The organism is Kitasatospora sp. NPDC036993 (assembly GCF_055607525.1).
In genome coordinates this window covers 1-22076 of record NZ_JBVJRP010000005.1, presented here as the reverse complement: position 1 = coordinate 22076, position 22076 = coordinate 1, and the positions used below count along the sequence as shown (strand labels likewise).

The 22076-nt window shown below is 74.4% G+C and carries 20 protein-coding genes and 1 pseudogene; 10 read left to right on the top strand and 11 right to left on the bottom strand.

Annotated elements, in window-relative coordinates:
- Nucleotides 1-648: 648 nt before the first annotated feature.
- The 4 genes and pseudogenes from ACZ7C5_RS11850 to ACZ7C5_RS11835 form a co-directional block, all read right to left on the bottom strand.
- On the bottom strand, nucleotides 649-1476 hold the full coding sequence (locus ACZ7C5_RS11850; RefSeq protein WP_401081494.1) for a hypothetical protein: 828 nt from the start codon (nucleotides 1474-1476) through the stop codon (nucleotides 649-651).
- Nucleotides 1473-1763 (bottom strand): hypothetical protein, encoded by a 291-nt coding sequence (locus tag ACZ7C5_RS11845; protein ID WP_401081492.1) that lies wholly within the window; start codon nucleotides 1761-1763, stop codon nucleotides 1473-1475. Before ACZ7C5_RS11845 ends, ACZ7C5_RS11850 begins: the two co-directional genes overlap by 4 nt.
- A pseudogene (locus tag ACZ7C5_RS11840) lies at nucleotides 1742-1882 on the bottom strand (hypothetical protein); the annotation flags it as partial. The gene ACZ7C5_RS11845 and the pseudogene ACZ7C5_RS11840, both read right to left, overlap by 22 nt.
- 75 nt (nucleotides 1883-1957) lie before the next feature.
- Entirely contained in the window at nucleotides 1958-2440 is a 483-nt protein-coding gene (locus ACZ7C5_RS11835; RefSeq protein WP_401081490.1) for a helix-turn-helix domain-containing protein, read from the bottom strand.
- 566 nt (nucleotides 2441-3006) lie between these two features.
- Here ACZ7C5_RS11835 and ACZ7C5_RS11830 point away from each other — a divergent pair.
- Entirely contained in the window at nucleotides 3007-3489 is a 483-nt protein-coding gene (locus tag ACZ7C5_RS11830; RefSeq protein ID WP_470322479.1) for a nitroreductase family deazaflavin-dependent oxidoreductase, read from the top strand.
- A gap of 40 nt (nucleotides 3490-3529) precedes the next feature.
- Here the strand turns inward: ACZ7C5_RS11830 and ACZ7C5_RS11825 are convergent, their stop codons facing one another.
- Nucleotides 3530-4336 carry a class I SAM-dependent methyltransferase gene (locus tag ACZ7C5_RS11825; RefSeq protein ID WP_470322478.1) on the bottom strand — a complete coding sequence of 269 codons (807 nt, stop codon included), beginning with the start codon at nucleotides 4334-4336 and terminating at the stop codon, nucleotides 3530-3532.
- A gap of 225 nt (nucleotides 4337-4561) precedes the next feature.
- Between ACZ7C5_RS11825 and ACZ7C5_RS11820 the strand changes: the two genes are divergently transcribed.
- From ACZ7C5_RS11820 to ACZ7C5_RS11805, 4 genes are all read left to right on the top strand, one after another.
- The gene (locus ACZ7C5_RS11820; RefSeq protein ID WP_401081482.1) at nucleotides 4562-5419 is read left to right on the top strand and encodes a hypothetical protein; all 858 of its coding nucleotides are present in this window, start codon (nucleotides 4562-4564) and stop codon (nucleotides 5417-5419) included.
- A 113-nt stretch (nucleotides 5420-5532) separates the two neighbouring features.
- On the top strand, nucleotides 5533-6624 hold the full coding sequence (locus ACZ7C5_RS11815; protein ID WP_401081479.1) for a helix-turn-helix transcriptional regulator: 1092 nt from the start codon (nucleotides 5533-5535) through the stop codon (nucleotides 6622-6624).
- A gap of 26 nt (nucleotides 6625-6650) precedes the next feature.
- On the top strand, nucleotides 6651-6809 hold the full coding sequence (locus ACZ7C5_RS11810) for a hypothetical protein (protein WP_401081476.1): 159 nt from the start codon (nucleotides 6651-6653) through the stop codon (nucleotides 6807-6809).
- 242 nt (nucleotides 6810-7051) lie between these two features.
- Nucleotides 7052-8878 (top strand): sugar-binding protein, encoded by a 1827-nt coding sequence (locus ACZ7C5_RS11805; RefSeq protein ID WP_470322477.1) that lies wholly within the window; start codon nucleotides 7052-7054, stop codon nucleotides 8876-8878.
- A gap of 199 nt (nucleotides 8879-9077) precedes the next feature.
- Here the strand turns inward: ACZ7C5_RS11805 and ACZ7C5_RS11800 are convergent, their stop codons facing one another.
- The 4 genes from ACZ7C5_RS11800 to ACZ7C5_RS11785 all read right to left on the bottom strand — a co-directional run bounded on the left by ACZ7C5_RS11800 (nucleotide 9078) and on the right by ACZ7C5_RS11785 (nucleotide 13722).
- Nucleotides 9078-9524: an SRPBCC family protein gene (locus ACZ7C5_RS11800; RefSeq protein ID WP_401081470.1), complete on the bottom strand. Its 447-nt coding sequence runs from the start codon at nucleotides 9522-9524 to the stop codon at nucleotides 9078-9080.
- A gap of 94 nt (nucleotides 9525-9618) precedes the next feature.
- Complete coding sequence (locus ACZ7C5_RS11795) at nucleotides 9619-10584, bottom strand: condensation domain-containing protein (RefSeq protein WP_470322476.1); 966 nt, start codon at nucleotides 10582-10584, stop codon at nucleotides 9619-9621.
- Nucleotides 10585-10850: 266 nt separating this feature from the next.
- Nucleotides 10851-12428, bottom strand: a complete 1578-nt coding sequence (locus tag ACZ7C5_RS11790) for a serine/threonine-protein kinase (RefSeq protein ID WP_470322475.1) — start codon at nucleotides 12426-12428, stop codon at nucleotides 10851-10853.
- Between the two features lie 172 nt (nucleotides 12429-12600).
- Nucleotides 12601-13722, bottom strand: coding sequence for a Rieske 2Fe-2S domain-containing protein (locus tag ACZ7C5_RS11785; RefSeq protein ID WP_401081461.1), 1122 nt, complete (start codon nucleotides 13720-13722; stop codon nucleotides 12601-12603).
- A gap of 593 nt (nucleotides 13723-14315) precedes the next feature.
- On the opposite strand from ACZ7C5_RS11785, the gene ACZ7C5_RS11780 reads away from it, so the two are divergent.
- Together ACZ7C5_RS11780 and ACZ7C5_RS11775 are read left to right on the top strand one after the other, a co-directional pair.
- Entirely contained in the window at nucleotides 14316-14675 is a 360-nt protein-coding gene (locus ACZ7C5_RS11780; RefSeq protein WP_188298949.1) for a hypothetical protein, read from the top strand.
- 369 nt (nucleotides 14676-15044) lie between these two features.
- Nucleotides 15045-17444 (top strand): lamin tail domain-containing protein, encoded by a 2400-nt coding sequence (locus tag ACZ7C5_RS11775; RefSeq protein ID WP_470322474.1) that lies wholly within the window; start codon nucleotides 15045-15047, stop codon nucleotides 17442-17444.
- 10 nt (nucleotides 17445-17454) lie between these two features.
- Here the strand turns inward: ACZ7C5_RS11775 and ACZ7C5_RS11770 are convergent, their stop codons facing one another.
- A complete protein-coding gene (locus tag ACZ7C5_RS11770) occupies nucleotides 17455-17598 on the bottom strand; it encodes a hypothetical protein (RefSeq protein ID WP_470322473.1) in 144 nt (47 codons plus the stop codon).
- 22 nt (nucleotides 17599-17620) lie between these two features.
- Between ACZ7C5_RS11770 and ACZ7C5_RS11765 the strand changes: the two genes are divergently transcribed.
- The gene (locus ACZ7C5_RS11765; protein ID WP_470322472.1) at nucleotides 17621-17914 is read left to right on the top strand and encodes a hypothetical protein; all 294 of its coding nucleotides are present in this window, start codon (nucleotides 17621-17623) and stop codon (nucleotides 17912-17914) included.
- Nucleotides 17915-17999: 85 nt separating this feature from the next.
- Here the strand turns inward: ACZ7C5_RS11765 and ACZ7C5_RS11760 are convergent, their stop codons facing one another.
- Complete coding sequence (locus tag ACZ7C5_RS11760; RefSeq protein WP_401081449.1) at nucleotides 18000-19307, bottom strand: M64 family metallopeptidase; 1308 nt, start codon at nucleotides 19305-19307, stop codon at nucleotides 18000-18002.
- 419 nt (nucleotides 19308-19726) lie between these two features.
- Here ACZ7C5_RS11760 and ACZ7C5_RS11755 point away from each other — a divergent pair, with 419 nt between their 5' ends.
- Nucleotides 19727-21064, top strand: coding sequence for a TolB family protein (locus tag ACZ7C5_RS11755; protein WP_470322471.1), 1338 nt, complete (start codon nucleotides 19727-19729; stop codon nucleotides 21062-21064).
- 241 nt (nucleotides 21065-21305) lie between these two features.
- Complete coding sequence (locus ACZ7C5_RS11750; RefSeq protein ID WP_401081443.1) at nucleotides 21306-21815, top strand: GNAT family N-acetyltransferase; 510 nt, start codon at nucleotides 21306-21308, stop codon at nucleotides 21813-21815.
- Nucleotides 21816-22076: the final 261 nt, after the last annotated feature.

Here is a 22076-nt window from a genome sequence, read left to right as displayed (position 1 = left end):
CTGGAGGCCGAGGACGGGCCGGTCCCCGGTGTTGGCGCCGCGGCAGTGCGCGAGGTACGGCAGTTGCGCCAGCCGGGGTGCCACCGTGGGGAACACGGACGTGGGGATCCGGATGACGTCGCAGGGGTCGTCCGGTCCGATGTCGGACTCCCGGTGCAGCGCGGGCTTGAGCACGGCGGGACCGGCGGCCAGGCCCGCGCAACCGCGCCCCGCGGGCGCGGAGGCCTTTTCGGACAGCCGCCACACGGACCCGCGGGCGCCCCCTCGCAGGTGCGCCGGACGCACGCATCGCCACGGCTGGGGACCGGGCCGGCCCCGGGGGCGCGGCGGGGCGATCAGGCCGAATGTCCGTTCGCCCGGCCGCGGGCCCCGGCCGTTCCCGCACGCTCCACCCCGGACCTCCGCTCCCGGCCGCCCGTCCCGAACGCGGCCACGGCCGTCTCCCCTGTGGCGAGCCCGAGGAGGCGACCGAAGCGGCACGAGGCGGTGGCGGGGCCGAGGAAGGCCAGGTAGCGGTGGCCGAACCGGCGGCAGCCGGTCAGGCGGAACGTGCTGCGCTCGATGACCTGATCCCACCGGGCCGCACCGGCTCGCCCTGTGGCGCATGCGGGCGGGCCGGCCGTCTTCTGACGCCGCGTCATCTCGGGCTCAGCCGTCGAGCACCGCGTGTGCCCGGTCGACGACCCGCAGCGCGGCGGACCGTTCGGCGAGCAGGGCGTCCTTGTTCCGTTCGATCATCTCGTCCTGGTACGCGGCCTCGACCGCGAACCACTCGCGGATGACGCCGGACGAACGGCTGCACCGTACGCCCGAGGCGGCCTCTGCCCGCTCGGCCGCAGGGTCGGACGTCGGCGTGGCGGCCGTGTCCACGGGCGAGGAGGCGTGGTAACCGAGCGCGCTCATGCACGCCGACCACCTGGCCGTCGCCGCGACGACGCGGGGGTCCCTGGCCGAGGCGTCCCACGACTTCCGCTGAAGTTCCATGGCGACCGGCGTCTCCCGGACCCTGGCGGTGTCGCCGATCTGCCGCACGGCCCAGCCCGCACAGCCCCGCGACGGCCCCTCGCCCGGACCGCCGTCGTAGACGAGGCGCTGGGCCTCCGTCAGTTCCGGCGGGGCCGGGGCCGCGGCGGCGTCCCTGGTGGGAGGGAGCCCGTAGCCGTACCGTTCGGCCTGTTCCAGGTCGGTCAGGCCGTAGCGCCGTTCCAGGAAGTCCTTCAGGGGCGGGCGCACGTGCGCCAGCGGCTGGATCGGCGCGCCCCGTTCGCTCATGCAGCGCTCCACCAGCCGTTCGTACGCGCTGTTCAGGTCGTCGCGCTGCTGGTAGGTGAGCAGGTACGCCTGTACGGGGAGATCCGTCCGCGTGCTGCCGGCGCGGTCCGGGCCGCGGCCGGCGGTGGCCGTGTAGCCCACCGCCCCGCCGACCGCGACGCAGACGGCGACCGCGCACGCCGTCAGTACGGTTCGCCTGCTCACGGGCCGAACAGCACCGAGGCGTCCTCGTTCTTCGTATTGGGGAGATTGCTGAGGAAGTTGGTCGGAACGAAGTCGGTGTTCCCCATGTACTTGAATTTGAAGAAGACCGTGGCGGCGTAGAAGTCGTTCGTGTTCCGCGCCGAGCCGGCGTTGTTCCAGACGCTCTGACCGACGCCGTTGCAGTTGGTGCCGCAGGCGTTGAACTTGAGTCCGTCAGGTTGGGGATGTTCCCGCCGATCCTGACGAACGCACCGCCCCCGTTGGAGTTGTAGTAGAGGCAGAACCACCCGTTGACGCAGCTGTCCGCGCTCGCCGGGGCGGCCGCGGCCACGGTGCCGGCGGTGAGGCTCAGCGTGGCCACAGCTGTCAGCAGCAGTCCTCGTGCGCGCGTCTTCACTCCTCGCATCTTCGCTCCTCGGTCGTGGGATGGGCCGTGGCTTCGGCCCAGTGCGAGAAGTCTGCGTCGGGCCCCCTGCCGGCGTCATTGGCCCTCGGCGCAGCCTTCCTTGACACCGTGCGCAAGGCGGGCGGGACGGTTGGCGGGGACGACGGGGAGCGTCGATCGCCGGTGCTCGGCGGGGGTGACGCCGTAGGCGCCGCGGAAGGATCGGCTGAAGGAGGCGGCGTCGGCGAGGCCCCAGCGCGCGCCGACGGCGTGGACGGGCAGCGCACGCAGGGCCGGGTCGCTCAGGGCTGCCCGGCAGCGCGCCAGCCGGCGACTGCGGATGGTCGCCGCGACGGTCTCCCCCTGCTGCCGGAAGAGGTAGTGCAGCGTCCGTACCGAGATGCCGTGGTGGGCTGCGACGGACGTGGGGGACAGGGCGGGTTCGGCCAGGTTGTCCTCGATGAAGGCGTTGATCCGGGCCAGCAGCATGCGGTTGCGGGCCTCCGGTGGCAGGCGGTCGTGTGCGTCGAGGTGGTGGGCGAGGAAGGCGGCGGTCAGTTCCCAGGCCGCGCTGCCCAAAGGACATCGTGGTCAGCCGGACCGCCCCCAGATCCAGGGCGCCGGCGTCGGCCACGAAGTCGGAGGTGTGGCGGCTGTGGATCCGGACGGGGCGACGGAGCGGCCTATCAGGTCGCACCACCAGTCGAAACGCTGCTCGGCCGGCACGCTGGTCGTGCTCAGAACGGTGTATCCCACAGAACCTCCAGCGATCCCGTTTCGGTCGGGCGGGCCTGCCCTGCAACGAGATTACGGAGGCGGCCTCCTGTCGGTCCCGCCCTCCGCGCGTAGCACTTTCCCGTCCCCGGAGCCGTGGGGAAACGCGGGGGAAACACTGGCCCGGCGGTCGAGTTCGCACGTCCTGCGGGGGGGGGGGCTGACCACGGAGCGGGCCCGGCAGCCCGCCGGCCGCGGGGGCGTTCACGAACGGTCGATGACCTGCGGGGACGTGGAGCCGGGTGCGACACCGGAGCGTTGCCGTCACACTTGGCCGTGTCGGCAGAGCGGGGACGGCGGTGTCCCCTTCGTGCGAGGCCTGCGTCCGGACCGTCCCGGCACGGTCCGTACACGACAGTGGGGTGAATGCGATGCCTCTCGAGGGCGAGTACCAGCCGAGTCCGGCGCAGTGGGTGCGCGAACAGGTCGAGCTGTACGAGAGCTCGGGAGGCACGCGGGGAACCACGCTGCGGGACACCGGCCTGCCGGTCGTCATCGTCACGATGCGCGGTGCGAAGAGCGGCAGGATCCACAAGATTCCGCTGATGCGCGTGGAGCACGAGGGGCGGTACGCGGCGGTGGCCTCGAAGGGCGGCTTCCCGCGCCACCCGGACTGGTACTTCAACCTCAAGGCCGACCCAAAGGTGGACCTCCAGGACGGCCCCGAGCGGCAGGGCATGACGGCCCGTGAGCTCACCGGGGACGAGAGGGCCCGGTGGTGGCGGCGCGCGGTCGCCGCGTATCCGCCGTACGCCGAGTACCAGGAGAGGGCGCCGCGGGTGATCCCGGTCTTCGTCCTCGAACCCGACCACCCGGCCGGGCCGGCGCAGGCCCCGGCACCGGCGGGGGACTGAGGCCTCCATCCTTCGACCGCCGGATCCGGCGGCGAGGCGGTCAGATCCGCTGGGCGCGCAGGACGCTGGTCAGCATCGGGAGGGTGAACTCGCCGGAGGCGGTCTCCGGGCGGGCGGCGAGGTAGGCGCGGGCCTCGCCGAGCAGGGCCTCGCGCCGCTGCTCCGGCATGACCAGGATGCCCGCCTTGGTGGCGAGGGTGGCGACGAGGGAGTCGGCGGTGCGGTCCTGCCCGTGCGGGAACTCCGCCTGCTCCGGGGAGTCGAAGCGGGCGGCCCCGCCCGACGCGGGGAGGTGCATCCGGGCCGTGGCGGTGCGCCAGCTCGCGGGCACGTCGCGCGGGCCGATGGCGGCGGGGCCGGCGACCCGGGCGAGGCCGGCCACCCAGTCGACCCCGTCGTCGAAGACGTTCCACAGGCCGGCCAGGACTCCGCCGGGTGCGAGCACCCGGGCGATCTCCGGGCCCGCGACGTCCATGTCGAACCAGTGCATCGCGTTGCCGGACACCACGGCGTCGACGGACCCGTCCGCCAGGGGGATCGCCTCGGCGCTGCCCGGCAGCGCGCGGACGGCCGGGAGCGAGCCGCGCAGTCCGGCCAGCATCGCCTGGTCGGGTTCGACCGCGACGACGTCGTAGCCGAGTGCGACCAGGGTGGCGGTGAGCTTGCCCGTCCCCGCGCCGAGGTCGAGCACCCGCGGGCCGGGCGCGGCTTCGAGGGCCCAGCGCACCGCGGCCCGCGCGTAGTCCGGGCGGTGCTCGGCGTACGCGACCGCTGCCCGGCCGAACGACGAGCTGTGCAGCCGTCGTTCGGCCTGGTGGTGCTCGGTGGTGTGGTCGGGCTCCGTCATCGAAGTTCCTTCCGATCGGAGGGCTGTGCCGGGTTCTCGCGGCCGGCCCGGCCCTGACGGTGTCATAGAGCGAACCGACACATCGTGACGCGGTACGGCGGCTTCGTCACGGGGCCGTCACAGCTCCCCGCTGGTGCTTGCCCGGGCCCGGTGCTCCCCGGGAGCGTGGAGCCGGCACACCGACGGACACCAGGGGGCGGGATGCGGACGGTACGGCTGTCGTTCATGCGGCAGTGGGGAGGCAACATCGGGATCGGCTGCGCGCTGGCCCTGGTGGCGATGTTCGCGCTGGTCGGATCGGGTGCCGGCAGCCCCGGCGAGGCCACCCTGATCGGCGTGCTGATCGCCGTGGCGGCGGCCGTCACGGTGCCGCACACCTTCTGGCTGCGGGAGGAGGAGGACGGCCTCACCCTGGTCCGGCTGCTGGTCCCGCGCCGCTACGCCTGGTCGGAGATCCGCGGCCTGGCCATGGAGTTCGAGGAGGAGACCGAGACCAGCGGCCACCACCTCACCCTCCGGCTGCGCCTCGTGGACCCGCCGGGCCGGTTCTGGGGCCCGCAGCTCGGCCGGATCGGCGTCACCGGCGACGACCGGCCACGCGGTGTCGAGCCGCGTGCCCTCGCCGAGCTGTTCGCCGTGTTCGGCCGGCACGGACTGCCCGTCGACCAGCCGGAGTTCGCGAACGACGTGCTCCACGTCCGCGGCCTGCCGCCGCTGCCGCCCCGGCCGGTGCCGGTCGTACCGGCCGGACCGGTGCCGACGGCGGCGGAGGCGTACGCGGACGCCCCGGGTGTCGAGCAGGAGGAGAAGGACCTGGCCGGCCGCCGGAGTGCCACCAGGAGCTCGCCCCGCAGGCGGCGAGAGTACCTGCTGCGCACCGCCGCCCGGGCCGACCGCCTGGCGCTGGCGGGCGGTGACGCGGACCGCGAGCAGGTGGCGGGGGCACGGATCGCGGCCGGGTACCTGACCGAGCACGACGGTGTCACCGCCGACGGCGACGAGACGCGGGCATACGTCCGTCAGCAGTACCTGGACTGGCGCCGGGCCTCCGCCGGAGCACGGCGGGGAGACCGAAGTAGCTGACCCACGGCCATTTCTGAGGTGTCGTCACCTGTCGGGGCCGGATCCTCGCGTGCGGAAGGCGACCGTTTTCGGCCGTACGGGTGCGAGTGCGAACGGCATGCTAGCTTCCCCGCATGGGACGACGTGGGGCTCGTGGGGTGGCGGCGCGGTCGGCGATCGAGGGGATGCGGGAGCTCGCGGGGGCGGGGCTGACGGCGCCGGAGGTCTTCCGGCGGGCGGACGAACTGCTGCGCCCGGTCCTGGAGTTCGACGCGGTGTGCTGGCACACCGCGGATCCGGCGACCGGGCTGGTGAACTCGGTGCAGAGTGAGGACCTCACTCTCGACGGGTTCGAGCACGCCGTGCGGCTGGAGGTGTGGGCGGACGATCTGGCGACCTTTCCCAAGATCCGGCGCAGCGGGGTGCACGCCGAGACGCTGAGCCGGGCGAGCCGGGGGCGGCTGGAGGAGAGCGTGCGGTTCAGGGAGCAGGTCGCGCCCGCCGGGTTCGGGGACGAGCTGCGAGCGGTGTTCGACGCGGCGGGCGGCATGTGGGGGTGCGCGGCGTTCCTGCGGGCCCCGGACCGCGGCCCGTACCTGGCGCGCCACCGCGAGCTCGCCGACGTCGCCGCACGGCACCTGGGCAACGCGCTGAGGGCGTGCCACGCGCCGGGCGGGTCCGCGAGCGGTGCCCCGGACGGGGCGGACCAGGGGCCCGCGGTGCTGGTGCTCGACCGGCGCAACCGGTTGCAGGCCCTGTCCGGGCCGGCCGAGGACCTGCTCGCCCGGCTGGCCGATCCCACCCCGAGCTCGCTCACCGTCCCGACCAGCGTGGCGATGGCCGCCGAGCACGCCCGCCGGACGGCGCACGGGCTGGTCGTACCGCAGCTGCCGGTGCGGGTGTGGGCCAGGGACGACCGCTGGTACCTGCTGCACGGCGCGGCCCTGCGCGGCGGCGAGGCGCGGGACGCGGTGACGGTGGTGGCCTCGCCCGCCTCGCCGGCCGAGGTGATGCCGCTCTACCTGGCCGCGTACGGGCTGACCGCCCGTGAGCGGGAGGTGGCGTTGCTGCTGGTGCGCGGCAGCGACACCAGGGACGTGTCCCGGCTGCTCGCGATGACGCCGTACACGGTGCAGGACCACCTGAAGTCGGTGTTCACCAAGACCGGGGTGGGCAGCCGGCAGGAGCTGATCGCGCGGATCATGCTCGGCGGAGGGCGCTGCTGACCCGCGCTCCGGTCGGGCGCGCCCTGGTGCGCCCCAAGAACCAGTCGAAGGTGGCGGGCAGCAACCTGTTCGCGATCCAGGCCCAGGTTTCCGGCACATGGGTCGCCTCCTCGAACCACAGCAACGAGATCGCCCAGGTGGTTCAGGACAGCAAGCCGGACCTCTACTACCTGGATCCGGCCTGATCACCCACCGGTGAGGCCGCCGGGCGGGGGGCGTGCCGCTCCGGCTCCGCACGGGGCCGGGCGGCACGGCCGCCCCGCCGGGGTCCTGCCGGCCCGCTGCCCGGGCCTGGTGTCACTCCGCCGCGACTGGGCATCCCTAGCATGGATCGCGCCCGAGCCGCCGTGCGGCGGCACCAGAAGGCGAGGGAAGCCGTGGGCGCCGGTCACCTCGCGACAGCCGCACGGAAGGGAACGCACGCACCGTGATCCAGAACCTGGTACGGCGGAGCTGGCCGGCCGTCCTCGTCGCCGCGGCCACGGCCTGCGCCTTCGCCGTGCCTGCCGACAGCGCGGCGCCCCGCTCCGCCGCCGGTGCCGTGGCACCGGCCGGACGGGACCCGGCCCACACCGACGTCCTGTTCATCGGGGCCCACCCGGACGACGAGTTCCAGTCGCTGGCCACCTTCGCCCGGTGGCGGGAGCGAAGCGGGCGGAGCACCGGGGTGGTGACCATCACCCGGGGCGAGGGCGGCGGGAACGCCGTCGGGCCGGAGGAGGGCGCCCGGCTCGGCCTGATCCGTGAGACGGAGGAACGGGAGGCCGTCGGCCTCGCCGGGATCGACAACGTCTTCTACCTCGACAAGCCGGACTTCTGGTACACCCTCTCCGCGCCGCTGGTCTCCTCCGTCTGGAACGGGGTGCCCGAACAGCCCGCCGACACGCTCGCGCGGATCGTCCGCCTCCTCCGGGCGACCACCCCGGCCACCGTGGTGACGATGGACCCGCGTCCCTTCGACCAGCACGGCGGGCACCAGGAGGCCGCCCGGCTGGCCGTCGAGGCGTTCCGGCTCGCCGGCGATCCGACGGCGTTCCCCGAGCAGATCACCGACGAGGGGTACCGGCCGTGGCGGCCCTCCCGGCTGCTGGCCCAGAACTGGGGTTTCGACGGGCCCGTCGGACCGTCCTGCGCCAGCGCCCGGCTGACCGATCCGCACACGGGGCTCCCCGTGGAGGGGGTGTGGACCGGCGCGCGCTCCGGCTCCTCGGGCGAGACCTTCGCCCAGATCGAGCGCAACGCCGCCCGCAGGTACCTGACCCAGGGTCTCGGCTCGCTGCCCGCCACCGTCGACACCCCGCCCGGGCAGCTGCCGTGCGAGTGGTTCACCGTCCTCGCCCGGGCCGGCGAACCGGTCCCCGCCCCCGTCCGGGACCAGGCCGGGCTGAGGCCGCTGTACGCCGAGTTCCGCGACTGGACCCGGCGGGTGGAGATGCCCTGGCTGGCCGACGACGCCCAGCCCGGCTACCCCGCCGCTCCCGCGACCGACGCTCCGGCACTCGACCGCCCGCCCGTCGTCGACGGCACCGCCGGCCCCGGGGAGTACCCCGGGCCCGAACTCCCGCTGCGGCACTGGGCGGGCCAGGACTGCGCCCCCGCCGACTGCTCCGCGACCGCCCGGCTCTCCCGCCACGGCGACGACCTGTACGTGCTCGTCCAGGTCACCGACGACCGGACGGGCAGCGCCCTGGACGCCCTGAACGACTGCAAGCGGCACTGGCGCACCGACGCCGTCGAGATCGGCATCGATCCGCGCGGCGACTCCGACGACACCTCGACCACGTTCAAGGCCGGCGTCCTGCCGTTCACGGCGAACGGCGGTGGGCCCTGCGCGGAGCGCGACGCCGACAACCACCAGGGCCCGGCCGCCGGCACCGCCCCCGGGCTGACCGTCGCCTCCCGGGTCACCGATCCCTACCGCGGCTACACCGTCGAGGTGCGGATCCCGCTGGCGGACCTGCCGGCCGCCGTCGACCCCGAGCGGATGACCGCGAACGTCCTCGTGTACGACTCCGACACCACCGACAGGACCGGCGGGAGCCGTCTGGCCTGGTCCCCGTTCGGCAGCGCCCAGGCCGACCCGTACACCTGGGGCACCGTTCACCTGCCCGGTTACACCCCGGCCCCGGGCGGGCCGGCCACGGCTCCGCGGATCCCGACGGAGGCGGCCCGGAGCCAGGATTCACCCGCCTCGGTCGCCCAGTCCGAGCGCCTCGGCGTACCGCTCGGCGCGGGGCCGCGCCTTCCCGGCTGACCCGTTCCCGGCAGGCGGTCCGTGCGGGCCGGGGAGGGCGGGACGGGGTCGTGGCGGGAGGGGGCACGTCCACGAATTCCCGTACGGCCGGTGCCCGGTGCCCGGTGCCCGGTGCCCGGAGCCTGGTGCCCGATCCACGGCCGCGACCGTCCGCGTCGGGGGCCAGGTGTCCCGGGGTTCGGGTGGAGGCCGGTTCGGGCTACGGCCGCAGGAGGTGCTCCAGGACCCGGCCGAAGACCAGGCGCCCCGCCCGGGCGAGGACGGGATCGAGCAGGGGGTCGAGCGGCCGGGGCAGCCCGGCGACCGTCAGCTCCTCCGTCCAGACCGCCGCGCTGCCGCCGCCCACCGCCCGGACCCGCAGCTCGGCCCACCCCCGCACCGGGCGGCCGCGCTTGACCAGCAGGCACCGTCCGTCCCGGCCGGGGCCGGGGGCGACCAGCTCGGTGATCTCCATCGGGTCGTCGACGCGCAGCGGCCCGAGGACCGTCCTGGCCAGGACGAGGTCACCCGTCTCCCGGCCGGTGCCCCGGGCCACCGAGACCCGGGTGAACGGCACCCGATCCCCGTGCCGGGGCCAGGCGGTCAGCCGCTGCCAGCACTCGGCGGGCGGCAGCGGCGAACGGCGGGTCAGGACGAATCGGGCCACGGACGCCACCCTACTGTCGGCCGGCTCAGGCTCGCTCAGGCTTCGGCTCAGGCTCGCTCGGGCTCCGGTTCCGGCTCCGGCTCCGGGTCAGGCCTCAGCGACGGCGCGGAAGCCCCGCCAGCAGGCCGGCCACCGTCGCCAGGTCGCCCTCCTCGTCGAGCAGCACCACCAGCGGCGGCTGCGCCGGAGCCCCCAGCCGGGCGATCTCGTACGCGGTGATCCCGAGCCCCGGCGGCGCGACCAGGGCGATCGGCGCGCGGGACTCCAGCAGCGGGCCGAGTACCGGGCGGTACGCGGCAGGGGGCGGGGCCGGCACGGCCGGGCGCAGCACCCCGAGGGCCTGCGGGCCCGGCCGGCCGCGGGCGGCGCCCGGGTGGCGCGGTTGCGGGTCGCCGGCCGGGGGCAGCAGCAGGACCCAGCCGGCGCCCGGCCGGCCGGCTCCGCGCAGCACGTCCAGCCGCACCGCGGGCCCGGCCGGCTCCGGGGGCTCCGCGGTACCGGCCGGTGCGCCCGGCCGGGGCGCGGGCTGCCCGGCGAGCGTGGAGCGCAGCAGTTCGGTGGTGCCGAGACCGCTCGGCAGCTCGGGGAAGCAGCGCAGCAAGTGGGCGCTCTGGTCGAGGAGTTCGACGGCGTCGCGGTCGGCGAGCAGGGCCCGGTCGTGGGTGCTGGTGAGGACCAGCCCACCGGTGGTGTCGTAGTGGGCGGCGAGCGTGATGGGGTACGAGGTGAAGGTGCCGGCCGGGACGGGGCTCTCCACGTGGATGCCGTGCGCGGCCAGGTCGGTCTCCAGCCGCAGCTGGTGCGTACCGGCGGACCGGTGCTCCAGCACGACCAGGCTGTTCGGCCGCTGCCCGCGCGCGCCGGGCGTCCAGCGGTGGGCCTGGCCGGGGGAGACCCACTCGTACCCGGCGAGGTCGAGCACCCCGTCGCGCAGCGCCGCGAGCAGCTGCGGCACGGTGGTGCCCGGGTGCACCCGGACGGAGACCGGCAGCGGGTTGCGCAGGGCGCCGGGCAGCCGGTCGATGCCGTCCAGCGGGATGCCCCGACCGGAGACCGTCACCGCGAAGCCGACCCGCACCGCGCCGTTGGGGCTGCGGGGCCGGTCCGACTGCTCGGCGCGGTACAGCAGCAGCGCCCAGGCCGCCTGGAGCGCGCTGCTCTCGCCCGCTCCCCAGGCGGCGGCCCGGCTGCGGAGCCGGGGGCCTGATTCCTCAAGTGCGCGTCGAGCGCGGTTCCGGGTGTTCTGGTGAGGGATTCCCGGCAGAGCCGAACGGTGTGACAGTCCAAGGGAGTTGGGGCCGTCCTGCGATGAGTGGGGGAGCTGGGCTACTTCTTCCGCAGATCGCCCGAGAAGCCGCCGACCAGCAGGTGCAGGCTGCCGTCCGGATTGCGGGTGTACACCTGGTCGTACGGGACGGGGGCGCAGCCGCTGAGCGAGTTCATCGGGGCGGTGCGCAGGACCACCCGGTCGGCGGTGGCCTGGACCAGGTTGGCGGTCGCGTCGCAGTAGCGGGTCCCGGCCCCCTCGTTGTTGTGGATCTGGGCGACCGGGTCGTCGGCCCGGCCCTGGGCGATGGTGATCGAGAAGTCCGGCTTGAGCAGGGTCTGCTGGCTGCCCAGGGTGCCCTGCCAGGAGCCGAGGAAGGCGTCCGGGACCTCGCCGTCCGGGGTCGGGGAGGCGGAGCCGGAGCCGGCGGTGGGCGAGGTGCTTCCGGAGCCGCCGGAGGGGGTGTCGTCGTCGCGGGTGGCGAGGAACACCGCCGTGCCCGCCATGGCGACGGCCAGGACGGCGATGAGCAGCAGCGTGCCGGGACCGGGCCGGTTGCGGGCGGGCCGCGGCTGCGTCGCCGAGTGCGGTGCGTGCGGGTACGGCAAGGGGTACGGCGGGGGCTGCGGTGACGGGTACGGCGTCGGCGTGCCCGGGATCGGCGGCCCGGCGGGCCACGGCTCCGCCGGGCCGAACCGCCCGGTGGGCCCGGCGGGCCGGGCGGGGGACTCGCCGTCCAGGTCCAGCAGCTCCACCGCGAGCGCGGCCAGCGCGGCGGCGATCGCGGGCGGCAGCCAGCCCCGCCGCTCCAGCCGCTCGCCCGCCGCCGGATCGGTGGCCGTCAGCCGCTCGCGCAGCTGCGCCGGGGTGGGGCGGCGGTCCGGGTCCTTGGCCAGGCAGTCCGTCACCAGGGCGTGCAACTCCCGGTCGGGTATGTCGAGTTCAGGTTCCTCATGGAGAACCCGGTAGAGCAGCACGGCCGCGCTCACCCCCGAGCCGAACGGCGCGGTGCCGGTGGCCGCGTGGGCGAGCACCGCGCCCAGCGAGAAGACGTCCGAGGCGGGCCCGGTGCCGCGGCCCCCGGCCTGCTCGGGGGAGAGGTAGCCGGGGGAGCCGACCACGAAGCCGGACCGCGTCAGCGCGGTCGTCGCGTCCAGCGCCCGGGTGATCCCGAAGTCGATCAGGCGCGGTCCGTCCAGCGCCAGCAGCACGTTGGACGGCTTGACGTCCCGGTGCACCAGCCCCTGGGCGTGCACGGCGCGCAGGGCCTCCGCGAGCCCCACCCCGAGCGAGCGGACGGCGGCTTCGGGCAGCGGGCCGAACTCCCGTACCGCGGCGGCCAGCGAGGGCCCGGCGACGTACCCGGTGGCCACCCAGGGCTGGGCGCCCTCGGTGTCCGCGTCCAGCACCGGGGCCGTCCACCGCCCGCCGACCCGCCGGGCCGCGGCCACCTCGTTGCGGAACCGGATCCGGAACTCCCGGTCCGCCGCGTACTGCTCGTGCACCAGCTTGACCGCCACGGTACGGCCGCCCGCCGTCCGGCCCAGGTACACCCGGCCCATCCCGCCCGCGCCGAGTCTCCGCAGCAGGCGGTACTCGCCCACCTGCCGCGGATCCCCGTCCCCCAGTGCCTCCACGCCGACTCCCCTCGCCCCGCCCCGCCCGTCCGTACTCCACGCAGACGGTACCGCCGGGACGCCCGGTTCCGGTCCGGGCCGTCGGCGCGGATCAGGGGCCGGATCAGGGGCGGGTCGAGAGGCGGGTCCGGATGGATCCAGACGGGTTCAGGCGGCGGGAGGCAGAGCCGGCTCAGCCCTGGGAGACCCCGCTGGGCGCGGGCGCGTCCTGCCCGTTGCGGTCGGCGAGCGGTCCCGGCCCGGGCAGGTGCGCCTGGTGGTCCTGCGGATAGAACTGCCGGGCCCAGTGCCGCATCGCGCCGATCGGCCCGTCGCCCGGGGCGAGCCGGGGCGGCGACACGTACCGCTTGGTGGACCAGATCGGGAAGTCCGCCGAGGTGAACTCCAGGTTGCGCTTGAACATGAAGCCCGCCAGCAGCCTGGTCACCGACCGGCTGACCGCCCGGGCGAGGGCCGGCGGCAGCCCGGCGGGCTCGTTCAGCACGAAGCGGCCCGCCTGTCGCAGCTGCATCCGGCCGGGGGCGACCTGGGTGGCCATCACCAGCGAGCAGATCTCCAGGCCCAGCGAGGGCGTGTGCACGTCGGTGTGCAGGGCGGTGAGGCCGTACCCGTCCACCTCGACGTGGACCTCGCGCATCCCGAGCAGCGGGAAGGTCTCCCGGACGAGCATCGAGATGTGGAAGCTGGTCCCGTCGAATTCCACCGGTGCCGCCAACTCGCCCTCCGGCCAGCCGTGCAGGGTGACGAAGTGACCCAGGTCGAAGGAGTTCTCCATGACGTCCTGGGCGTAGCCGGGCATCTCGAAGGAGGCGTAGCGCAGCGGCTGCCGCCCGTCGCCGAGCCGGTGCCAGGCGGGGATCTCCCAGTCCGGCTCCCGGCCGTCGTGGTGGCGCCAGACGAAGACCGCCTCGTTCACCTCGCGCACCGGCAGCTGCGCCAGCGCGGCCTTGGGCGGCGGGGTGCTGCCGTACCCGGTGCGCACGCAGCGGCCGTCGGCGTCGAAGGCGAACCGGTGGAAGGGACAGACCAGGTCGTTGCCCTCGACCGAGGCCAGGCCGAGGTGGGCGCCCAGGTGCGGACAGTACGGGCGGATCGCGCGCAGGCGGCCGTTGCGCAGCCGGTAGAGCACGACGTCCTCGCCCGCGAGCCGGCGGGTCAGGACGGCGCCGGGCCTGAGCTCGGCGGAGAAGGCGAGTGCGGACCAGCCGTCGGGGTAGGGCAGCGCCGGTGGCAGGGCTACGTCGGCCGCGGTCGGGCGGTTGCTGACGGGGTGGACGTGCTTGGACACGCGCATTGTGAAGACTCCTGTCGGTCTGTCCGGCGCCGCCCCTCCCAGGCGATTAGCGCTCGAACAGAATGGAATTCAGATGCTATCCATGGATCGGGAGCACGTGCACGGACAATCTCCCTATGGGCAAGAAGTCTGATGATCAGTCAAGTAGGTGCGAGCAGGAATTCGATACGTTTCCAATCGTGCGACTGACCTCGGGGTGCAAGCGCGTTCGAGCACTCCGGCGGGGCCTCGTGGCCGAGCGCGGCCGTGGCAGCCGCTGGGTCCCGGCCGCCCGCCGAGCCCCGGCGGGCTCCGGGGCCGGCGGGACCGAGTACCACCGCTGTGCCCGTCCGCGTCGTGCGGGCGGGCACTCGCGCCGTCCCGTCCGGTGCGGGACGCCCCTGCCGCCAGGCCGTCCGGCGAGGGCGGTGCGCTGGGGCGTGCGCCGGTGCGCCGGGTCGGTGCGTTCGCCCAATTGGCCAGTTCGGACACCCCGTTGGCTATCCACGCGGATGTGGTGGAGCATGGGCCGGGCCCGGTCTGTTGCGGCGCGTTTGCGCCGCGGCCGAGGCTCCGTACGACTGCTGGGGGAGGAGGCGGTTCCGGTGACTCCGGTGGAACGTCCGTTTCTGGTCCGGGGAAGGGCGGTACCCCTGGCCAGGTACCTGGCGGAGGAGGACATCGAGGGCCTGGTGGCCTGCTCGTGCATCGGGAACGAGGTCAGCATCGACCTCGCGGACACCAGGATCCTGGTGAGCCTGGCCGACGCCGCCGACGCGGTGCGGCTCAACTTCGACATGGTCCAGGACGGCCCGGCCAAGCCGCGCTCCTGGTCGCGCCGGCTGCCCCTGGGCACCGGTCCGCGCGAGATCGCGACGCGGATAGCGCTGGACGTCCGGACCCTGGAGCGCGAACTGGCACCCCTGCGCCGGCGCCCGCCCCTGGCGGCGCCGGTGCAACGGCGACCGGACTGAACCCGGCGGAGCGATGCGCGGAGTGCCGCGCGCGGTGACGCGGACCGGCCCGGGTCCGGCGGCGAGGGCGCTGCCTGGCCCGGGCTCTGTCGTTCAAGTCCCTTTCAGTGAAGAGGTGTTGGCGGTACGGGCCCGACCCCGGGGGTCGTCGCGGCAGGCCGGGCCCTGCCGCTGACACCGCGTGCGGTCATGCGGAGCACGGCCTCCCACTTGTCGCGCGTAGAAACGTTCTTCCGCCGTACCTCTGGCCGTTGCCCGAAGCGAACGGTAGGGATCTGGTGGCACTGCTACAACCTCAGCGCCGAACCTTTCCCATCCGTGGTCACACCGCCGGGCCGCGAGCCCGGACGGCGGTCAGGAGGAAGCCTCATGCGGAGCACCCCGAATCCCCGGATCACCCCGAGCGCGCCGCGCGTGCGGCGCCGGACGCTGGCGGCGGCCTCCGCCGCGGCCGTGGTGGCGGCGCTGGTGGCGCTGCCCGGCGGCGTGGCGCAGGCGGTGTCGCCCGACATCGTGATCAGCCAGGTGTACGGCGGTGGCGGCAACTCCGGTGCCCCGTACGCCAACGACTTCGTCGAGCTGTACAACCGCGGCACCACCCCGGTGTCCGTCACTGGCTGGACGGTGCAGTACGCCTCGGCGGCCGGCGCCAGTTGGTCGAAGACCGCCCTCTCCGGGACGATCGCGCCCGGCCACTACCTCCTCGTCCAGGAGGCCGCCGGGGCGGGTGCGGGCACCGCGCTGCCGACGCCGGACGCCACCGGCACGATCGCGATGTCCGCGACCTCGGGCAAGGTCGCCCTCGTCACCAACGGCACGGCGCTGACCTGTGCTTCGGGCTGCGCGGGCCAGTCCGGGGTGAAGGACCTCGTCGGCTACGGCAGCGGCGCGAGCTCCGCCGAGGGCTCGCCGACCGGCAACCTGGCGAACGCCACCGCCGCCCTGCGCGCGGGCGGCGGTGCCACCGACACCGACGACAACGCGGCGGACTTCGCGGTCACCGCGCCCACGCCGCGGAACTCCTCCTTCACCGGCGGGGGCGGCAACCCCGGCGGCACCCGGATCCACGACATCCAGGGCGCCGCCCGCACCTCCCCGCTGGCCGGCACCGCGGTCAGCGCCGTGCCCGGCGTGGTGACGGCCGTCGGCCCCAGCGGCTTCTGGTACCAGGACCCGCAGCCCGACAACGACCCCGGCACCAGCGAGGGCGTCTACGTCTACACCGCGGGCGCGCCCTCGGTCGCGGTCGGCGACTCGGTGACGGTGAGCGCCACCGTCAGCCAGTACCGCCCGGGCGGCACCGGCGGCACCACCAACCTGTCGATCACCGAACTGACCGGGCCCGCCGTCACGGTGGTCGCCCACAACGCGCCGCTGCCCGCCGCGACCCTGGTCGGCCCGGGCGGGCGGATACCCCCGTCCGCGGTCATCTCCAGCGTCACCTCCGGGGACGTCGAGACCGCGGGGAACTTCCAGCCCGCCACCGACGGCCTGGACTTCTGGGAGTCCCTGGAGGGCATGCGGGTCGAGATCGACAACGCGGCCGTGGTCGGCCCGACCAACAAGTTCGGCGAGGTCCCGGTCGTCCCGCAGGGCAGCACCACCCGCACCAACCGGGGCGGCATCCTGCTCCAGGCGAACGACGGCAACCCGGAGCGGGTCGTCCTCGGGAAGGCACTCGCGCCCACCCCGACCGCCAACGTCGGCGACACCCTGACCGGAGCCACCGTCGGCGTACTCGACTACGCCTTCGGCAACTTCACCCTCCAGGTCACGGCGACCCCGGCGGTCACCTCCGGCGGCATCGCCCCCGAGGTCACCGCCGCGCCGACGGCCGGCCAGCTCGCCGCGGCCACCTTCAACGTGGAGAACCTCGCCCCGTCCGACCCGCAGAGCAAGTTCGACGGCCTCGCGGCGGGCATCGTCACCAACCTGCGCTCGCCCGACCTGGTGGCCCTGGAGGAGATCCAGGACAACACCGGCGCCACCGACGACGGCACGGTCAGCGCGACCCAGACCCTGGCCAAGCTCACCGCGGCCATCACCGCGGCCGGCGGCCCCGCCTACTCCTACCGAGCGATCGACCCGGTGAACGACCAGGACGGCGGCCAGCCCGGCGGCAACATCCGCCAGGTGTTCCTGTTCCGCACCGACCGCGGCCTCTCCTTCACCGACCGCCCCGGCGCCGGCTCCACCACCGCCGACTCCGTGGTGAACGCGGGCGGCACGCCGCAGCTGGCGTACTCGCCCGGGCGGATCGACCCGGGCAACGCGGCGTTCAACGCCAGCCGCAAGCCGCTGGCCGGTGAGTTCCGCTGGAACGGCAAGCCGGTCTTCGTGATCGCCAACCACTTCAACTCCAAGGGCGGCGACCAGCCCCTCTTCGGCCGCTACCAGCAGCCGACCCACCCCTCGGAGAGCCAGCGGCACGCCCAGGCGACGGTGGTGAAGGGCTTCACCGACCAGATCCTGGCCGTGGATCCGAACGCCTCGGTCATCGTGCTCGGCGACCTCAACGACTTCGAGTTCTCCCAGACCGCCGACATCCTCACGGCCGGCGGCTCGCTCACCGACCTGCCGCGCACCCTGCCGCTGCCCGAGCGCTACACCTACGTGTACGAGGGCAACTCGCAGGTGCTGGACCACATCCTGATCTCCCGCTCGCTGGCGGCCACGTCGTACGCCTACGACATCGTCCACATCAACAGCGAGTTCGCCGCCCAGCTCAGCGACCACGACCCTCAGGTGGTGCGCATCCCGCTGCCGTAGCGGGCCCGGCTCACGGTGCCGGTCTCCCCACGCCCGAGGGGAGACCGGCACTCGTGGCATCGGGGGCGGCCGCCACCCGGTTGCGGAGCGCACCGATCCCCTCGACCTCGACCTCCACGACATCGCCGGGGCGCAGGTGACGGCCGGAGAACACGCCGGCGCCCCGCGGCGTTCCGGTGAGGACCCATTCCTTCGACCTGCCGGGCGGCACCTCGACGGTCTACCTGACCTACAGCAGGTCGACCGGCAAGAACTGCGTCGCCACCATCAAGAACACCAGGATCGGAACCCCGACGCTGACCGGCGCCTACCTGACCTTCGGCGACGGCAGCGGGAGGCAGGAGGAGCCGGCGAACTTCAGCTACTACGCCACGGCCTACCTGTACGCCCCCGGACAGTGCATCTACTTCGGCGGCCGGGACTACAACTCCGGCGACTGGTGGGGGACCGGCCCGGGCTGGTGCAGCTGAGTGGACGGCGGCACCCCGCGCCCGTCGGACCATCCCACGATGGGCCGACGGGCGCGGGGGCAAGGCTTCCCGGCCGGAGGACCGGCTATCGCGTCACCGTCCAGGACAGGCTCGCCGTCAGCCTCGGGCGCAGCGCCGGGTCGGCGACGGCCGGGGTCGGGTCGGTGGCGACGGCGGTGAGCAGGTGCGGCCGGGAGCGGGGACCGGTCAGCTTGAGCTCGGCCAGGTCCAGCGCGGTGCGGCCGCCCAGCCGGGGCAGCTCCCGCCCGTCCAGGTACCAGCGCAGCCGGGTGCCGGACACCGGGAGTTCGACGGTGAGCCGGTCCGCCGCGGTGAGCCGGCTGCCGGCGGGGGTGGAGCTGGTGAGCGGCGTGGCGTGGCGGTAGAAGCCCGCGATCATCGCCTCGCGTCCGGGCAGGTTGAACTCCCGTCCGAGCGAGCGCATGATCGAGTTCTCGGTGGGCCGGTACAGTCCGGCCGGGTAGTAGCCGCCGCCCTCGTAGGTGCCGACCGTGCCGCCGTCCGGCGAGGTCCGGCCCAGCCAGCGCGACCACTTGGCGCCCTGCTGCCGCATCCGGTCGGCGGTCAGCGTGCTGATGTTGGCCTCGGCGGGTTCGTCGCCCTGGTACGTCCCCTGGCCGTCGTACGCGTACTCGTCGGCCAGTTTGCCCAGCGAGTGCCCGATCTCGTGCACCGCGATCTGTCCGGACTTCGCGTTGCCGCCCGCCACGGTGGCGATCCCCTCGTAGCCGAGCGGGGACTTGACGTCGTTGTAGCCGGCGCCGCCGTACTTCGTGGTGTTGGCCACCACGAGCACCAGGTCCGCCTGCGGGGCCTTCGCCGCGTACGACTCGACCGCCTTCTCGTCCACGCAGAGCAGCCGCTCCACGCCGTCGCACCAGAAGTACGAGCCCAGCGCGGTGTGCCGCACCGTCGCCTGGTCCGGATCGCCGGTCACCCCCGACTCGGGTGAAACGGCCGACACCGCCCAGACGTTGAACAGCCCGCGGTAGGCGGCGTACGGCTCGACGGCGGTCAGCTCGCGCCACTTCGCGGTCGCGTCGGCGCGGAACTTCTCCTGCTCCTGCGCGGTGTAGCCGTCGCCGATCACCACCACGTCCAGCTTGGCGGCCGGCTCGCCGTTGTGCACCAGCGCCGTCACCTCGCCGTCGCCCCGCACCGGCGCCAGGCCCTGGGGGCGGTCGGCGAGGTAGGGGGAGCCGGTCGGGGCCTGGGCGCGGGAGATGCCGCCGTCCTCGGCGAACACCTCCACCTGGTGTACCGCCCGGGGGCCTTCGGCCGGACGGCTCCAGGCGGGCGCGGCCCCGAGGGCAGTCCCGGCCAGTACGGCGGCGAGCAGGGCGGTGGTGGTTCTGGCGGCGGTGCGGTGCACGGGCGTCCTCCCGGAAGGCGGTCTGCGACCTGCCCCGACATAGTGTCGGGAACCTGACAATCTAGTCGCAGCCCGGCTCGCCGGTCGAGTGGTGAGGCTCGGGTGTCGACGCCGGGGCCGACGGGGCGGGCTGCCGGAACGGGCGGGTGGATGCCGGGTCCTGAACCGGGATCAGTGCGGCAGGAGGGGGTGATCAGGCCGGCCGTCCTCTGGCGTCATCCATCGATGTCGTCCAGGAGCCGCGCACGGGACGGGAGTTGACGGCCCGGGCCGTGGGCCCTGACCGACGGCGTATTCTCGATCGGTTTCCGCCCGCACCGTTGACTGCGGGCGGAAACCGGCGCTTGGCTCTCCCCCGGGCCCGCCGACACGGGGAGCAGAAGCGGGCCCGACCAACCACCCGGGGAGGACACATCACCATGCAACCGACGAACAGAACGACCCGCGCCCGTCGACTGGCGCACGCCGCCGGCGTGCTCGCCATGGCCGCCGCCGTCACCGTCACCGCCGCACCTGCCCAGGCCGCGCCGGCGTGGGGCCCCATCACCCAGGTCGACCTCGGCGTGGACGGCGCCCGGGCGAACAACCACTCCGTGACCCTGGGCGTCAGCGGCAACGGCCGGTACGCGCTGTTCGGCTCGTCCGCGACGAACCTGGTGCCGGACGGCGCGAGCCTCCTGTTCGGCCTGTACGTCCGCGACCTGCGGACCGGCCGGACGGAACTCGTCAGCCGCGCAGACGACGGTACCCCGCTGACCTCGACCGGCGAGACGGCCGGGATCAGCGGCGACGGCCGCTACGTCGTGTTCTCCGCCGAGGCGAACGGGGTGTTCAACGTCCACGTCCGCGACCGGGTGACGGGCCACACCCGCGCCGTCACCAACGGCACCGCGTCCGGCGAGGGCGACTCCGGCTCCTACGATCCGGCCATCAGCGCCGACGGCCGGCGCATCGTCTTCATGTCGGCCGGCGCCGATGTCGTGCCGGGGGCACCCGTCACGCCGAACACCCGGAACGTCTACGTCACCGACCGCGTCACCGGCGCCACCCGCCTGGTGAGCCGCGGAGCCGACGGGCAGGCCGCGGACGGCGCCTCCGAACACCCGACGATCAGCGGGGACGGCAGGACGGTCGGCTTCAGCTCCCACGCCACGAACCTCCTGCCGGCGACGGACGGCGGCACCGCAGGCCTGGCCCGGCCGCGCTACACCACCGTCTATGCCACCAGCCTGACCAGTGGCACCACCGTCGTCGCGGGCCTCACCGCCGACGGGACGCCCGGCTCGGCGGACCCGCGCCTGCGCCTCAGCCCCGACGGCCGCTACGCCGCGTACGGCCTCAGCGCGACCCCGCTGCCTGGCGGCAAGTCCCGCACCGAGCTCTTCGTCCACGACCTCCGGACGGACCGGGTCCTGAGCATCAGGACGTCCGCCAACCCGGATGCGATCTGCTGGGGGGACGCGTCGGCGGCCATCACCGCCGACGACCGGTGGATCTACTTCTCCGGCGGCTGCTCCGACACGATCATCCGGGCCGGCCAGGCGCGCCACGACCTGTACCGGCAGGACCTCAGGACAGGGCGCACCGAACTCCTCAGCACGGCCCCCGACGGCGGGGAGCAGGACGGCGCCTCCCTCGAACCGTTCGTGACCGACGACGGCAGGACGGTGCTGTTCGGCGACAACAGCCCCAACCTGGTCCCGGGCGGTGAGGGCTCCGACTGGCACGTCTACGTCCGCTCGCCGGCCAAGAGGTGACGGCCGGCCCACCTGACCGGACACTGCCGGGAGGCGGCTGAGCCCCGGCCGTGACGTCGGTCCTCGCCGCCGGGTTCGGGTGGTGAGGGCCGACGTCGCGTCGGCGGCGGCGATCAGCACGGCCGACGGTCGGCCGCGCGGAACACGCGGTCGCGGGCGCACACGGTCACGGGCACGCGCGGTCGCCGGCGCACGGTGGAATTCGGTCGCGGGAACGCCCTCGGGTTGGTGGGATGGAGGCATGACTTCCCTTCCCGTCGAACCGACCGAGGTCGTCGTACCCGTCCACGTCCGCGATCTGACGTCCGCCGACCTGCCGTCCTGCACCTGGTCGGGATCCGCGACCCATCTGCGCCATGTCGCACGGGAGTTGGTGCGGGCGGAGGCCGGCGAGGTGGACTACCTCGCCGTGTGCACCGCCGCCGGCCTCCCCGTGGCGATCGGCGGCGTCGACTACCGGGCCGCCCCGGGCGCGGGCACGCTGTGGCAGCTCGCCGTGCTCCCGGCCCTCCAGTCCTGCGGACTCGGCACCCTGCTCGTCCGGGCGGCCGAGGACCGCATCCTGGCGCGAGGCCTCCGGCGGGCCGAACTCGCTGTGGAGGACGACAACCCGCGGGCCCGTGCGCTGTACGAGCGGCTCGGATACACGGCCTTCGACCGGAAGCCCGACGCCTGGGACGAGGAGGCGCCGGACGGCTCGATCCGCAGGTACGAGACCATGTGCACGATCATGGGAAAGGACCTGGCGTAGGGGACGGCACGCCCGGCCGCACCGCCCGGCGACCCGCTACTGTCCCCCACGGAGCAGGTCCGGGCCCGCGAGCGCCTGCCACGGGGATGCACGACCTCCGGTTCCGGGTGAGCCTTGTAGTCGTACGCGGGGTCACAGCGTGCGGCACGAGAGGCGTGGGAGACACGCGTGGAGCCTCCCGCAGCGCCTCCCGGACCCGCGGTTCAGGAGCGGTTCCATGACAGACGTCGTCACCATCGGCGAGAGCCTCGGCCTGTTCCG